Source organism: Synechococcus sp. CS-1332 (genome assembly GCF_025127995.1).
Classification (GTDB): domain Bacteria; phylum Cyanobacteriota; class Cyanobacteriia; order PCC-6307; family Cyanobiaceae; genus Cyanobium.
The window spans coordinates 1-14,021 of the sequence record NZ_JAHLYP010000028.1 but is presented as its reverse complement, the minus strand read 5'-3'; the positions used below and the strand labels follow the sequence as shown (position 1 = coordinate 14,021).

General features: G+C 70.6%; 13 protein-coding genes and 1 pseudogene. 10 read left to right on the top strand and 4 right to left on the bottom strand.

Translation table 11 applies throughout. The annotated features are described in order from the left end of the window. Window positions 1–46: 46 nt before the first annotated feature. Window positions 47–1,234 (bottom strand): hypothetical protein, encoded by a 1,188-nt coding sequence (locus tag KQ305_RS05630; protein ID WP_259724439.1) that lies wholly within the window; start codon window positions 1,232–1,234, stop codon window positions 47–49. Between the two features lie 56 nt (window positions 1,235–1,290). Between KQ305_RS05630 and KQ305_RS05625 the strand changes: the two genes are divergently transcribed. Then, the gene (locus KQ305_RS05625) at window positions 1,291–1,821 is read left to right on the top strand and encodes a WbuC family cupin fold metalloprotein (protein WP_311134320.1); all 531 of its coding nucleotides are present in this window, start codon (window positions 1,291–1,293) and stop codon (window positions 1,819–1,821) included. An 18-nt stretch (window positions 1,822–1,839) separates the two neighbouring features. Here KQ305_RS05625 and KQ305_RS05620 read toward each other — a convergent pair whose 3' ends face one another. Beyond that, the gene (locus KQ305_RS05620) at window positions 1,840–2,415 is read right to left on the bottom strand and encodes a DUF721 domain-containing protein (protein WP_259724438.1); all 576 of its coding nucleotides are present in this window, start codon (window positions 2,413–2,415) and stop codon (window positions 1,840–1,842) included. A 95-nt stretch (window positions 2,416–2,510) separates the two neighbouring features. On the opposite strand from KQ305_RS05620, the gene KQ305_RS05615 reads away from it, so the two are divergent. The 5 genes from KQ305_RS05615 to KQ305_RS05595 are packed head-to-tail and all read left to right on the top strand — an operon-like array spanning window position 2,511 to window position 6,934. Further along, window positions 2,511–3,284: a PspA/IM30 family protein gene (locus tag KQ305_RS05615; protein WP_254944175.1), complete on the top strand. Its 774-nt coding sequence runs from the start codon at window positions 2,511–2,513 to the stop codon at window positions 3,282–3,284. A 35-nt stretch (window positions 3,285–3,319) separates the two neighbouring features. Continuing rightward, window positions 3,320–3,670: a co-chaperone YbbN gene (locus tag KQ305_RS05610; protein ID WP_259724437.1), complete on the top strand. Its 351-nt coding sequence runs from the start codon at window positions 3,320–3,322 to the stop codon at window positions 3,668–3,670. Next, window positions 3,657–4,868, top strand: a complete 1,212-nt coding sequence (locus KQ305_RS05605; RefSeq protein WP_259724436.1) for an aminotransferase class I/II-fold pyridoxal phosphate-dependent enzyme — start codon at window positions 3,657–3,659, stop codon at window positions 4,866–4,868. Before KQ305_RS05610 ends, KQ305_RS05605 begins: the two co-directional genes overlap by 14 nt. After that, window positions 4,865–5,653, top strand: a complete 789-nt coding sequence (locus KQ305_RS05600) for a biotin--[acetyl-CoA-carboxylase] ligase (protein ID WP_259724435.1) — start codon at window positions 4,865–4,867, stop codon at window positions 5,651–5,653. Before KQ305_RS05605 ends, KQ305_RS05600 begins: the two co-directional genes overlap by 4 nt. Window positions 5,654–5,689: 36 nt before the next feature. Next, on the top strand, window positions 5,690–6,934 hold the full coding sequence (locus KQ305_RS05595; RefSeq protein WP_259724434.1) for a M23 family metallopeptidase: 1,245 nt from the start codon (window positions 5,690–5,692) through the stop codon (window positions 6,932–6,934). Between the two features lie 13 nt (window positions 6,935–6,947). Here KQ305_RS05595 and KQ305_RS05590 read toward each other — a convergent pair whose 3' ends face one another. Both KQ305_RS05590 and KQ305_RS05585 read right to left on the bottom strand, forming a co-directional pair. Next, window positions 6,948–7,631: an ABC transporter ATP-binding protein gene (locus tag KQ305_RS05590; protein WP_259724433.1), complete on the bottom strand. Its 684-nt coding sequence runs from the start codon at window positions 7,629–7,631 to the stop codon at window positions 6,948–6,950. A 30-nt stretch (window positions 7,632–7,661) separates the two neighbouring features. Then, window positions 7,662–9,203, bottom strand: a complete 1,542-nt coding sequence (locus KQ305_RS05585) for an NAD(P)H-quinone oxidoreductase subunit N (protein WP_259724462.1) — start codon at window positions 9,201–9,203, stop codon at window positions 7,662–7,664. A 184-nt stretch (window positions 9,204–9,387) separates the two neighbouring features. On the opposite strand from KQ305_RS05585, the gene topA reads away from it, so the two are divergent. The 4 genes and pseudogenes from topA to KQ305_RS05565 form a co-directional block, all read left to right on the top strand. Then, window positions 9,388–12,123 carry a type I DNA topoisomerase gene (gene topA, locus KQ305_RS05580; RefSeq protein WP_259724432.1) on the top strand — a complete coding sequence of 912 codons (2,736 nt, stop codon included), beginning with the start codon at window positions 9,388–9,390 and terminating at the stop codon, window positions 12,121–12,123. Then, window positions 12,123–12,617: a hypothetical protein gene (locus KQ305_RS05575; RefSeq protein WP_259724468.1), complete on the top strand. Its 495-nt coding sequence runs from the start codon at window positions 12,123–12,125 to the stop codon at window positions 12,615–12,617. Before topA ends, KQ305_RS05575 begins: the two co-directional genes overlap by 1 nt. A 4-nt stretch (window positions 12,618–12,621) precedes the next feature. Beyond that, window positions 12,622–13,278 carry a YybS family protein gene (locus tag KQ305_RS05570; RefSeq protein WP_259724431.1) on the top strand — a complete coding sequence of 219 codons (657 nt, stop codon included), beginning with the start codon at window positions 12,622–12,624 and terminating at the stop codon, window positions 13,276–13,278. Further along, window positions 13,275–14,021, top strand: a pseudogene (locus tag KQ305_RS05565) (NaMN--DMB phosphoribosyltransferase); the annotation flags it as partial. The gene KQ305_RS05570 and the pseudogene KQ305_RS05565, both read left to right, overlap by 4 nt.

The window sequence follows — 14,021 nt, the reverse complement described above, 5'->3', positions numbered from 1 at the left end:
CGTTGATGGCACGGGAGACATCTGTGAAGTCCGGCGTGACGCGCCATCAGAACAGCTTGAACAGATTGAAGCCCCCCCCCTTTTGGGCCGGCTCCTCCTTCCCTTCACCGGCGCCCGGATCGAGACCCTCAAGGCCCTCTCCGAGCGGACGCAGGGCGGTGGAGCGGCGCTCGAGGCTGAGCCGCCAGGCGGGGCCCCCCTTGGCGCTGCTCAGCAAGAGGGTGTCGCCGTAGGCGGTGAAGGTGAGCATCGCCATCCGCATCGCCGCCATGGCCTGGGCGCTGATCGAGCAGGTGGTGCGCTCCGGCGCCAGCAGCACGCCGCGCTGCACCAGCCTGGCCGCTGCCGGGGCCCGCAGTTCGCCCGGCACCGAGCTGTCCGCCCAGGGCGCCTCGCTGGAGGTCCACATCACGATGTCGCCCTCCTGGCGGCCCATGCCGGTGGCCATGGCCTGGTAGCCGAGGGCGGTGGGGATGGTCTGCCAGCCCAGCCGCTGGGCGCCGCCGGCTGTGGTGGTGGTCAGCGTCACCGGGGCCAGGTAGTCGTGGCTGCTTTCCACCTGGAAACGGATCTCCGGGGCGTAGTTGCTGGCCACCACATGGCTGCCCACCAGCGAGCCCTGCAGCGGCACCGCCGGAGGCTCACTGCCAGAGGGCCAGCGGCCGCTGGTGAGGGGCGCGCCGCCTGCGGCGGGGCTGGTGGCCAGACGCCTGAGGCCCTCCAGGGCCTGGCGACGCTGTTCCGGCAACCGCCCCTTCAGGGTGATGATCTCCGGCTGGCCGGCGCCGGCGCTTTCGGCGCAGCCTCGGTAGATCAACAGCCGCCCCTTCGGCTCGGGGATGTCCTTGTCCTGCCACTGGCCGGGCTGCCCAGGGCTGTCGCTGCCGCTTCGCAACGGCAGCGCCGTGCCCATCGCCATGGCAGGGGGGATGCGGTGCTCAGCCGTGGGGCTGGCCACCTTGCCGGGCGCCTGCAACTGCAGTTCCAGCTGGCGGCTGGTGCTGTTCATCGAAGGGCGGCCGCCCATCATCATCCGCATGATGTCGGCGCCGCCCATGGCCATCGCCCCCATTCCTGAGCTGGTGACGGCCTCCATCCCATAGGTGGCTACCGGGGCCGCCTGCGTGGCGCCCACTTTGGGTGTTGCCGCCAGGGCCGGCAGGGCCAGGCCGGTGCCGAGCACAACCGCCAAGGGGCCCGCCGCCTGCCGGATTCTCCGCTGACCTGCGCCCATGTCGTTGCCGCTGCCCTGAGGGCGATCAATCTATGGGTCGTTGCCGATGGTCGCCCGTGCCCCCGTTGGAGTCCGCCGCCCCCTCCCACCTGCAGCGCATCGATCAGGCGCTGTTCAACACCGTGGCGGCCGGCGCTGGCGCCTCACCGCGCCGACGCCTGAATCACAACTTCCACGCCCCCACCGATCGGGTGCAGCGCTTCCTCAACGCGATGCAGCCTGGCACCTACGTGCGGCCCCACCGCCACCGGCGCGGGACCCCCGGCGCCGGTTTTGAGTGCTTCCTGGTGCTGCAGGGGGAGGTGGGGTTGCTGCTGCTCGATGGTGCTGGTCGGGTGCAGGCGTGTGAACGGATCAGCGCCGGTGGACCCCTGTTCGGAATTGAGCTGGCCGAAGGGGTGATCCACACCCTGGTGGCCCTGAGCGCCGATGCGGTGCTGATGGAGATCAAGCAGGGGCCCTACGAGCCCGCCACCGACAAGGACTTCCTGGCCGGGTTCCCCATGGAGGGCACCGAGGCCGCGGCTTCCCAGGAGCAGGCCTGGCGGGCCCTGTTCGAGGACCGGAGAGGACCTGGCTTCCCCTGAACGCCCCTTTTGAAGGCTTCAGGCCAGCTCAGTGCGGCGGCAGAAGCTGCAGTGGCCCCAGCGGGCCATCTCCCCGGCCGGGGCCGGCCGGCCGCAGGCCGGGCAGTCCGCCAGGCCATGCACGTCGCAACGGCTGGGATGGACGGCCCAGACGTCCGCCTCGCTCTGGCCGCCCGGCGTGCCGGGGGCGCCGGGGTGGTGCTGCTGCACCCGCACGTCCCGCACCACGAAGCCAGCCGCCCGCAGCGAACCCAGCAACTGGTGGCGGTTGTATTGCAGGGCCTGCAGCCACGGCCCCGGAGCGGCACCCACGGTCAGCAGGCCCCCCTGCAGCTGCAGGGGACGGCAATGGGGGGCCAGCTGGGGGCCGGCGATCCGGGGCCATTCCCGCCACAGACCAGCCAGGTGGCCGTCGCGGCGCCAGTCCTGCTGGAGGCTGTCGAGGCAGCTCGCCAGGGCACTGGCCGGCGGCCGGGGGGGAGGCATCAGCAACGAGATGTTGCCCACGCGGCGGGTCTGCACCGCCTCGCTGATCCAGCGACGGGACCCGCCGTTATCGACCTGGCGGCGCTGGCGGGAACGGGAGGGCTCCATCACCCCACGCTAGGGGTGCGGCAATCCGCTGGCCGGTGGAGGGGGCTTGCCGGCTGGTTCTGGCTACTGTCGAGGACTGCAATAGCCCCGCCTCCATGGGTTTCTTCGATCGGCTCAGCCGCCTCCTGCGCGCCAACCTCAACGACCTGGTGAGCAAGGCCGAGGATCCGGCCAAGATCCTGGATCAGTCGGTGGCGGACATGCAGGCCGACCTGGTGAAACTGCGCCAGGCCGTGGCCACGGCCATCGCCAGCCAGAAGCGGCTGCAGAACCAGGCCGAGCAGGCCGAGGCCCAGAGCCGCACCTGGTACGAGCGCGCTGAACTGGCCCTCAAAAAGGGTGAGGAGGACCTGGCCCGTGAGTCCCTCTCCCGCCGCAAGACCTACACCGATACCGCCGCCGCCCTCAACGCCCAGCTCAATGGCCAGGCCGGCCAGGTCGACACCCTCAAGCGCAGCCTCACCGCCCTCGAGGGCAAGATCGCCGAGGCCAAAACCAAGAAGGACATGCTCAAGGCCCGCGCCCAGGCGGCCCAGGCCCAGGAGCAGCTCCAGAACGCCGTCGGCAGCCTGAACACCAACAGTTCGATGGCCGCCTTCGATCAGATGGAGGAGAAGGTGCTGAACATGGAGGCCCGCAGCCAGGCCGCCGCCGAGCTGGCCGGGGCCGATCTGGAAAGCCAGTTCGCGGCTCTGGAGGGCAGCAACGTCGACGAAGAGCTGGCGGCCCTCAAGAACCGGCTCGAAGGCGGCAAGACCCCCATCTCCCTGCCCATGGAGGGTGGTCCGGCTCCCCAGCTGGAGCCGGTGAAAGTGGCCGAGGTGAATGCCGAGCTCGAGGAGCTGCGCCAGTCCATCGACAAGCTCTGAATTCATACAATCGGGCCATCGCTCTCTCCAGTGCCGTGGCCGCCGACGTTGACCCCCCCGTGCTCGCCCTCACCGACGCCAACTTCCAGGTGTCGGTCCTTGAGGCACCTGGCCCGGTGCTGGTGGACGTCTGGGCCGCCTGGTGTGGTCCCTGCCGGCTGATGGCCCCCCTGATGACCTGGGCGGCCGCCGCCTACGCCACGGCTCCCGGTGGCGCCCTCAGCGTCGGCAAGCTGGAGGCCGATCCCAACCCCATCAGCCGCGACAGCCTCAAGGTGCAGGGTCTGCCCACCCTGATCCTGTTCCGGGCCGGCCTTGAAGTGGCCCGCCACGAAGGCGCCATGGCCCAGTCCCAGCTCAAGGCGTTCCTTGATGCCCATCTCTGAGCGCCTGACGCGGCTTGGCAGCGGCGTCTTCGCCCGTAACGACCAGCGCAAGGCCGCCTATAGCGCCCGTGCCCTGGAAGAGTGCGCCCCGGATGGCGCTCCCCTGCCGCCACTGCTGGATCTCTCCCTCGGCTCCACCGACCTGCAGCCACCCGCGGTGGCCCTCGAGGCCATCGCCGCGGGCCTGGGCAGGCCTGAGAGCGCCTCCTACTGCCTCCACGCCGCTACCCTCCCCTTCCGCGAGGCGGTGGCGGCATGGGCGCGGCGTCGTTTCGACGTGGTGGTGGATCCGGAAACGGAGGTGCTGCTGCTGGTGGGGTCCCAGGAGGGCACGGCCCATCTGCCGCTGGCGGTGCTCAACCCCGGCGATCCGGCCCTGCTGCTCGACCCCTACTACCCGTCCCATATGGGCGGATTGCATCTGGCCAGCGCCGAGCCGGTGTTGTTGCCCCTCGATGCCGAGGCTGGCTGGCGGCCGGATTTCGACCGGCTGGCCCCCAGCCAGTGGCAGGCCCTCAAGCTGATGGTGCTGGGCTTCCCCCACAACCCCACGGCCACCACCGGCGAGCAGGCCTGGCTGGATGCGGCGGTGGACCGGGCCCTGCGCCACGACGTGGTGCTCGCTCATGACAACCCCTACGTGGATCTGGCCCTGGACGGGGAGGCCCCCGCCCTGCTGCGCCACCCCGCCTGGCGTCGCTGCGGCATCGAATTCTTTTCGTTCTCCAAAAGCTGGTGCCTGGGGGGGTATCGGCTGGCCTTCGCCATCGGCGCCGAGGAGCTGATCACCGCCCTGCGCCAGCTCAAAGGAGTGGTGGATTTCAACCAGTCCCTGGCCCTGCAGGCCGGAGCCATCGCCGCCCTGGAGCAGGCCCCCCACTGGCCCCAGCAGCTGCGCGGCATCTACCGGGAGCGCCGCGATCGGATGGCCGCCGGCCTCGAGGCCCAGGGCTGGCCGGTGCGGCTGCCCTCGATGGCGCTCTACCTGTGGCTGCAGATCCCTGAAGTGGCGCGGGCTCGGGGCCTGGATTCGGAGCGTTTCTGCGCCGCCCTGCTGGAGGGCACCGGCGTCTGCCTCACCCCCGGCAACGGCTTCGGCCCCGGCGGCGAGGGCTGGCAACGTCTGGCCCTGGTGCACCCGGCCAGTGACCTGGAGGCCGGGGCGGCCCGCATCGGCGACTGGCTGCGTCGGTTTTGATCGGCGCGATCGGGGCCCATCGGCGGGCGCTGCCTGATCCCCCTGCGTCACCCTTTGTCTGGCGGCTGCGGGCTCTGCCGGTGTGCGCCAGCACCGAGACGGAGCTCGACCGCTGGCTGGCCTCCGATCCGCGTCTCGCCGGCGCCGGGCCCCTGCGGACCCCCCGGGCGGTGATCGCCCGCCGCCAGCGCTTCGGCCGCGGCCAGCAGGGCCGCCCCTGGTGCTCCCCGAGCGGGGGGGTCTGGCTGAGTGCGGCCCTGCCATGGCCCGCTGCGGCGGCGGAGGCCGCGGCCCCTGGCCTGGCGGCGGCGGTCGGGCTGTGTCTGCGGCTGGAGGCCCGCGGGCTGCGGGTGCGGCTCAAGTGGCCCAACGATCTGTTGCTGGTCGCCGCAGACGGGGCCCTACCGATGAAGCTGGCGGGTCTGCTGCCCCGCTTGCGGCTGCGGGGGGAGGCCTGCCGCTGGGCCCGCATGGGTGTGGGGCTCAATGCCGCCAACCGTGTGCCTCCCGGCGCCGTGGCGGTGGCCACGGTGCTGGGATCAGGGCGCGCTGACCCGTGGCATTGGTGTGGGGAGGTGCTGGTGGCCCTGGACTGGGCCATGGCCTGGGCCGGTCGCCCGGAGGAGGTGCGCCGGCAGGCGGAGCAGCGCCTGTTGCTGCCCGCCGGCCCCATCCGCCTCGACGGTGACGACTGGCGTCCCATCGGGCTGACAGCCGATGGCGGGTTGCGGTTGGTTCATGGCCCACGGGAGCGGGTGCTGTACCGCAGGTTCGGCCCCGGATGAGCACCCCCCTTACAGTGTGTTTCGCCTTTCCCTGACATGGCCCCCAAGCCCCTCACCGTCCTGACGGCCCTTACGGCCGGCGCCACGGCCTCCTGGCTGGCCATGCCCCTGGTGCTGGCCCAGGCTGTTCCAGGCGCCGAAGCGACGGACCCGCCAGTGCCCGCTCCGACCCCGGTGCTGCGACCTTCGGTGAGGATCGCCGCGCCAGTCACCCGCCCCCAGTTCCAGGCGCCCGTCCAGCCCCTGGCGCCCCCTCCGCCGGTCAGCGGTGAGGCGCCTCCGCCCACCTTGCGCCCAGGCACGGCGGAGCGCCGTCCGGAGCCGGTCCGCCGCTTCGATTCGTCCCTCGATGCCCTGGTGCGGGAGGGGGTCGTGACCCCTGGTGAGCGGGTGCGGGTGCGCGGTTCCCTGCTCTCACCCCAGGAGGCGGCCACCCGCAACAAGGCTTGTCGCGCCGGGGCCCTCTCGGTCCAGGAATGCAATTCCGGCGTGATCATCATCGGTCGCGGCCGCAAGGATGGCCTCTCGGATGGTCTGGGCGAGGGTGATCTGGCGGCCGGTGGCCGCGGCATCGGCTTCGGCGGCTTCGGCCTCGATGCCTCCCCCCTGCCGCCGATCACCGTGCCCGTCAGCGCCCTGCTCACCGGGGCCGGCGGCAGCTTCCGCCTGACCGACGTGTTCCGGGTCACCCCCCGGCCCGCTCCGATAGGTGGCAACGGCAACCTGCGGCTGCTCTTCCCCCTGATCGGCTCAGCGGTCACCACCAGCAATTTCGGCTGGCGTCTGCACCCGGTGATCGGCAGCTGGCTGATGCACGCTGGCCGCGATCTGGCGGCCCCCGAAGGCACGCCGGTGGTGGCGGCCCTGTCAGGACGCGTCGTCAGCAGCGGTCTGGCTGGTGGCTACGGCCTGGCGGTGGAAGTGGAGCACGACCGTCCCCGCCGCCGCACCCTCTACGGACACCTGTCCGAGCTCTACGTCAAGGACGGGGAGATGGTGCGCCAGGGTGAAGTGATTGGCCGGGTTGGCAGCACGGGCCTGAGCACCGGCCCCCACCTGCATTTCGAGCTGCGCCTGCCCGAGGATGGCGGCTGGGTCGCCACCGACCCCGGCGATCTCGATCCCGGCGGCAGCCTGTTCGCCGGCATGGCCGGTCCGGATGGCAGCGGCCCCACCGACGCTGTAGCCCTGCTGATGGGTCAGCTCATCGCCACCCTGGAGCGGCCCCGCTCGCCCTTGCCGCTGCCCCTGCCAGGAACCCGGAAGCCTTCCCCGGGCTGAGTCGCGGCGGGCTTCAGCCGCTGATGCGGCCGTCGCGGAAGTGCACCACCCGATCGGCCCTGGCGCCCACCTCGTTTTCGTGGGTCACCAGCAGGATCGTGATGCCCTGGGCATTGAGATCACCAAACAGGCTCAGCACCTCCTCGGTGGTGTGGGAATCGAGGGCACCGGTGGGCTCGTCGGCCAGGAGCATGGCCGGATCGTTGATGATCGCCCGGGCCAGGGCCACCCGCTGCTGCTGGCCGCCGGAGAGCTGGTTGGGCTTGTTCTCCAGCCGGTTGGAGAGGCCGACGCGATCGAGGGCCGCCAGGGCCCGCCGGCGTCGCTCCTCCTTGGGGATGCGGGCATAGATCATCGGCAGCATCACGTTGTCGATGGCACTTAACTGGGGCAGCAGATGGAACTGCTGGAACACGAAGCCCAGCTGCTGGTTGCGCAGGTCGGCCAGCGCGTCGTCGTCGAGGCTGTCGACATCGGTGCCGTTCAGGTGGTAGCTGCCGGAGCTCGGCCGATCCAGGCAGCCAAGAATGTTCATCGCGGTGCTTTTACCGGATCCGCTGGCTCCCATCACCGCCAGGTAGTCACCCTTTTGAACCGTCAGGGAGAGGTCGTCAAGGGCACGAACTTCTGTGTCACCGCTGCCGTAGACCTTGGAGACGTGAACCAGCTCGGCCACCGGTGGGTTGGGGAGATCCATAGGCAGAAGGCTAGGAAGTCAGCCGGTCGTTCAGCCCAGTGGGGCGATGGCCGCTGCGGCGATGGCCTGCTGCAGGATCGGGGTGCCGGCCACGGTGGAGCTGGCCCAGTCGAACAGGGGGCTGGAGAGCACGCCACCCACGGCGGTGATCACCACGCAGCCCACGAGGGCCGCCCGCAGGGGCTGCATACCCGCCAGATTCCAGGTGATGGCGGGATAATCTTTGACCACATCGGAAGCCTCCTGGGGTTCTTTCACCACCATCATCTTGATCACCGAGATGTAGTAGTAGATCGACACCACGGAGGTGACCAGGCCCACCACCACCAGCAGGTATTGGTGGTCGGCCCAGCCGGCGAAGAAGAGGTAGATCTTGCCGAAGAAGCCCAGCATCGGCGGGATGCCACCGAGGGAGAGCAAGCACAGACTCAGCCCCAGAGTGATCAGGGGATCCTTCTGGTAAAGACCGGCGTAGTCAGCGATGCGGTCGCTTCCGGTGCGCAGGGAGAACAGGATGATGCAGGCGAAGGCGCCCAGGTTCATGAACAGATAGGCGGCCATGTAGAGCACCATCGCCGAGAAGCCGTCTTCGGTGCCACAGACCAGTCCGATCATCACGAAACCGGCCTGCCCAATGGAGCTGTAGGCCAGCATCCGTTTCATCGAGGTCTGGGCCAGGGCCACCACGTTGCCCAGCACCATGCTCAGTACGGCCAGCACGGTGAACAGGAACTTCCATTGGGCGTCGAAGCTCTCGAAACAGCCCACCAGTAGGCGCACCGCCAGGGCGAAACCGGCGGCCTTGGAGCCCACCGACAGAAAAGCGACCACCGGTGTGGGGGAACCCTCATAGACGTCGGGGGTCCACTGGTGGAACGGAACCGCCGCGATCTTGAACGCCACGGTGGCCAGCACGAACACCAGGGCCAGGGCGGTGATCGGGGAGGCGCTGGTCTGCAGGGCCAACCCGATGGTGGCCAGGCTGGTGGCACCGCCGCTGAGGCCGTAAAGGAGCGAGGCGCCATAGAGGAACACCGCCGCGGCGGCCGAACCCACCAGCAGATACTTCAGGGCCGCCTCGGAACTGCGGGCATCCCGTTTCATGTACCCCGCCAACAGATAGCTGGCGACTGAGAGGGTTTCCAGGGAGATGAAGATGCTCACCAGGTCGGTGGAGCCGCACAGGAACATGGCCCCGAGGGTGGCGGCCAGCAGGATGGCGGCGTATTCGCCCATCGGGGTGCCGCTGCGCTCCACGTAGCGCCAGCTCAGCAGCAAGGAGATCAAGGTGGAGGCGGCCACCACGGCCCGGAAAGCGATCGCCAGGTTGTCGGCCAGGAAGGAGCCGAGGAAGGAAGGCTCCAGGGGGCTGTTCCATTGCAGAGCCAGCAGCACGAGAGAAGCCGAAAGGCCGCCGTAGCAGATGGGCGGAACCCAACGGCTGGCGGCCTTTTCGCCGGCCAGGTCGACAACCAGACAGACCACCAGGGTGAGTAGGACGGCCACTTCCGGAGCGATCGCGCCGGCATTCAGCTGCAGGGCCAGGCCGCCGGTGCCCAGACCGGAGGCAATGGCCTCGGCGGCGGAAGCGGCCGTGGTGACAGAGCTCGCTGCTGCCAGAAACAGGTCTGCCACAGGGATCGAGGAGGCACGCGATGGGTTGGACTGTAGCCGCCATCTGGGGGGTCGGTCTGGTGCCCCGATACCCGCTGGGTCCGCCGATGCGATAAAGAAGGAAGCGGTATCGCGCCTTCCCGTGGCCCACACCCTGGTCATCGTCGAGAGCCCCACCAAGGCACGCACCATCCGGGCGTTCCTGCCCAAGACCTTCCGGGTGGAGGCGTCGATGGGCCATGTGCGCGATCTGCCCAACAACGCCAGCGAGATTCCTGCGGCGCACAAGGGCGAAAAGTGGGCCAATCTCGGCGTCAACACCGCCAACGCCTTCGAACCCCTCTACGTGGTGCCGAAGGACAAGAAAAAGGTGGTGAAGGAGCTCAAGGACGCCCTCAAGGATGCTGACCAGCTGTTGCTGGCCACGGACGAGGACCGGGAAGGGGAGAGCATCAGCTGGCACCTGCTCCAGCTCCTGGGGCCGAAGGTGCCGGTGAAGCGGATGGTCTTCCACGAGATCACCAAGGAGGCGATCGGCCGCGCCCTCGACCAGACCCGCGACCTCGACATGGAGCTGGTCCATGCCCAGGAGACCCGCCGCATCCTCGATCGCCTGGTGGGCTACACCCTGTCGCCGCTGCTCTGGAAAAAGGTGGCCTGGGGCCTGTCCGCCGGACGGGTGCAGTCGGTGGCGGTGCGGCTGCTGGTGCAGCGAGAGCGCGCCCGTCGCGCCTTCCGCAGCGGCAGCTACTGGGATCTCAAGGCCGGCCTCGCGCAGGCGGCGGTGCCGTTCGATGCCAAGCTCACCCACCTGGGGGCCGAGCGCATCGCCGGCGGTTCCGATTTCGACGAGACCACCGGCGGCCTCAAGCCGGGCAGCAAGGTGAAGCTGCTCAGCGAAGCCGAGGCCAGCGCCCTCAAGGCCGCCGTCGAAAGCTCCCCCTGGCGGGTGTCGGCGGTGGAGGAGAAGCCCACGCTGCGGCGGCCCGTGCCCCCCTTCACCACCAGCACCCTGCAGCAGGAGTCCAACCGCAAGCTGCGGCTCTCGGCCCGCGACACCATGCGCACGGCCCAGGCCCTCTACGAACGGGGTTTCATCACCTACATGCGCACCGACTCGGTGCACCTCTCCGGCCAGGCCCTGACGGCGGCGCGCAACTGCGTCGGCGCCATGTACGGCAAGGAATTCCTCAGCCCGGAGCCGCGCCAGTTCAGCACCAAGGCCCGCAATGCCCAGGAGGCCCACGAGGCGATCCGGCCCGCCGGCGAGAGCTTCCGCACACCCAAGGATTCCTGCCTCGACGGCCGCGATCTGGCCCTCTACGAGCTGATCTGGAAGCGCACCGTGGCCAGCCAGATGGCCGACGCCCGGCTCACCCTGCTGGCCGTCGACATCGAAGCGGCGGGCGCCACGTTCCGGGCCAGCGGCAAGCGCATCGACTTCGCCGGCTTCTTCCGCGCCTACGTGGAGGGCAGCGACGACCCTGACGCGGCCCTGGAGGGCCAGGAGGCGCTGCTGCCTTCGCTCGCCGTTGGTGATGCCCCCGTCTGCCGGGCCGTGGAGGCCCTCGGCCACCAGACCCAGCCCCCTGCCCGCTACAGCGAGGCCGCCCTGGTCAAGACCCTGGAGAAGGAGGGCATCGGCCGGCCCTCCACCTACGCCAGCATCATCGGCACCATCGTCGACCGGGGTTACGCCACCCTGCAGAACAACTCCCTCACCCCCAGCTTCACGGCCTTCGCGGTGACGGCCCTGCTGGAGGAGCACTTCCCCGACCTGGTGGACACGGCCTTCACCTCGAAGATGGAGCACACCCTCGACGAGATCTCCACGGGCAAGGTGTCCTGGCTGCCCTACCTGGAGGGCTTCTACAAGGGCGAGAAGGGCCTGGAGACCCAGGTGCAGCAACGGGAGGGCGACATCGACCCCGGCATCTCCCGCACGGTGGTGCTGGAGGGTCTGCCCTGCGTGGTGCGGATCGGCCGCTTCGGCGCCTACCTCGAGACCAAGCGGGTGGCGGAGGACGGCAGCGAGGAGCTGCTCAAGGCCACCCTGCCCCAGGAGATCACGCCCGCCGATCTGGATGCCGAGAAGGCCGAGCTGCTGCTGCGCCAGAAGGCCGAAGGACCCGAATCGCTCGGGGAGGACCCCGAGACCGGCGAGCAGGTGTACCTCTTGTTCGGCCAGTACGGCCCCTACGTGCAGCGCGGCCAGGTGAGCGAGGAGGTGCCCAAGCCCAAGCGGGCCTCCCTGCCCAAGGGGGTCAAGCCCGAGGATCTCAGCCTTGAGGATGCCCTGGGGCTGCTGCGGCTTCCCCGCCACCTGGGTGAGCACCCGGATGGGGGCAAGGTGCAGGCCGGGCTGGGACGCTTCGGCCCCTACGTGGTCCACGACAAGGGCAAGGGGGAGAAGGACTACCGCTCCCTCAAGGCCGAGGACGACGTGCTTGCCGTGGGCCTCAACCGGGCCCTGGAGCTGCTGGCCATGCCCAAGAAGGGCCGTGGCGGTCGCACGGCGCTCAAGGATCTCGGAGCGCCGGAGGGCTCCGAGGAGAGCATCCAGCTGTTCGATGGTCCCTATGGGCTGTACGTCAAGCAGGGCAAGGTGAATGCCTCCCTGCCGGAGGGCACCACCGCCGACACCATCTCCCTGGAGCAGGCGGTGGAGCTGCTGGCCGCCAAGGCCGCCACCAGCAAGAGCGCCGCCAAGGCCCGCAGCGCCACCAGGGCTGCCGCCAAGAAGCCCCCCGCCACCAAAAAGGCCACGGCCAAGCCAGCAGCCACCAAGGCCGTCACCGCCAAGAAGCCCCCCGCCACCACCAAATCTGGTCGTCTGCGGGCCAGCGCCGTGCGGGTGATCAAACCCGCGGGCAGCTGATGGCGTCTCCCCGCCCCTCCCTTTCGCTGGCGGGAACCCTGCTGATGCTGCCCCTGCTGCTGTCCGCCTGTGGTGGAACAACGTTTGGTGACGCCCTGTCCCGCAGCTTTTCCCGAGCCCCGGCCGCCCCTGCCTCCCCCCCGGCCGGTGCCCCGCGGGCGCTGACCCCCGCTAACCCCGCCCCCACCACAGCGAGTCAGCCCCGTCCGACGGCCAATGAACCCCCGGCCCGTCCTGTAGACCCTGCCACCCCGGTGTCCCCCGTGGCCCCGGCCGTCCGTCCGGCCCCTTACCGCGTCACCATCCGTCTACCCCTGGCGGATCCATCCGCCCCCGCCGAGGTGGTCACCAAGGCCCTGCGGGCCGCCGGGGTGCCGTTCGAGGTGGAAACGATCGAGCGCATGCCAGCGGCCGGTACCGCGGCCACGGAATCCCCCGCCCCGGCCACCGGCAGTGCCGCCCCCGCCTCCCGTCCGGCGCCGGCGCCGCGCTGAGCCGATGACTCCTCCCTCCCGGCGGCAGCTGAGCCCTCGCCAGGCGCGCCAGCTGATGGACACTGCCTACCTGGCGGCCTCCACCGCCCTGTTGTGGGTGGCGCTCTACTACCTGCCGGTGGGCAGCCCCCTGTTCCGTCTCGCCCTGCCCCTGCCCCTGGCCCTGCTGCAGCTGCGCCATGGCTGGCGCTGTGCCCTGGAGGGGGTGGTGGTGACGGCCCTGTTGCTGGTGGCCCTGATGGGGCCGATCCGCGGCCCCCTTGTGCTGTTCCCCTATGGCCTGCTCTCCCTCTGGCTGGGTTGGGGCTGGCGCCACCGCCGTAGCTGGTGGCTCACCCTGGGGGTGGGCAGCCTGATCGGCGCCGCCGGTTTCCTGGTGCGGGTGGCGGTGCTCTCGGTGCTCGTGGGGGAGAACCTCTGGGTGGTGATCACCACCGCCGCCGCCAACCTGCTGGACCGGTTGGCGGGGGTGGTGGGTCTGGCCGGGGGCTTCGATCTGGCCCAGGTGCAGGTCGCAGCCCTGTTGCTGGTCCTGCTGCAGAACCTGATCGTGGTGCTGGCCCTCCACGCTGTGGCCTACTGGATTTTCCCGCGCCTGGATGTGCCGATCAGCGAGCCGCCGGCGGCCCTGCGCGGCCTGGTGGCCCTCGACCCCCTTTGAGCCAGCTGCGGCGGATCTCCGGTTCCGCGGCCGCCGCCGACCGCTGGTGCGGGCCCTGGTCCCAGGGTTGGCGCCGCAGTGAGGTGCTGCTGCTGCTGGCGGCCACCGACACCGCCGCCGTGCCTGGCATCTCCGCCGCCGGCGCCACCCCCAGCTCCCGGCGCCGCACGGCGGCGGCCGACGCCGAACTGCTGGTGCTCGGGCCTGCCGGGGAGCGTCCCCACGCCCTGCCGCCCCTGCCCGCCGGGGTGTCTCCCGCCCTGATCAGCCATGTGGTGCTGCGGGAGCTGGCCCTGGCCCCCCTGGTGGTTGACCTGGGCTGCCCGGTGGCCCCGGCGGTGCCCCACCTGCGGTTGCCGGGGCTGGCCGGGGCCGGTTCGGCCCGCTGTCTCAGCGGCGGCGAGGCCCTTGATCCGGCCCGGCTGGAGGCCCTGCTGGCCCTGGGCCGTCGTTGGGGGGAGCCACGGCCGCCCGGCCGGCCCCTGCTGTTGGCTGAATGCGTGCCTGGGGGCACCAGCACCGCTCTGGCCCTGCTGGTGGGTCTGGGGGTGGCGGCCCACGGGCTGGTGAGCGGCAGCCTGCGCCACCCCGACCATGGCCTCAAGGCGGCGCTGGTGGAACGGGGCCTGCGGGCGGCGGGCCTCCCCGTCGCCGAGGCAGGGGATAGGTCCGGCGCCGCGCTGCGGGTGGTCGCCGCCGTGGGGGATCCGATGCAGCCCCTGGCCGCCGCCGTGGTGCTGGCC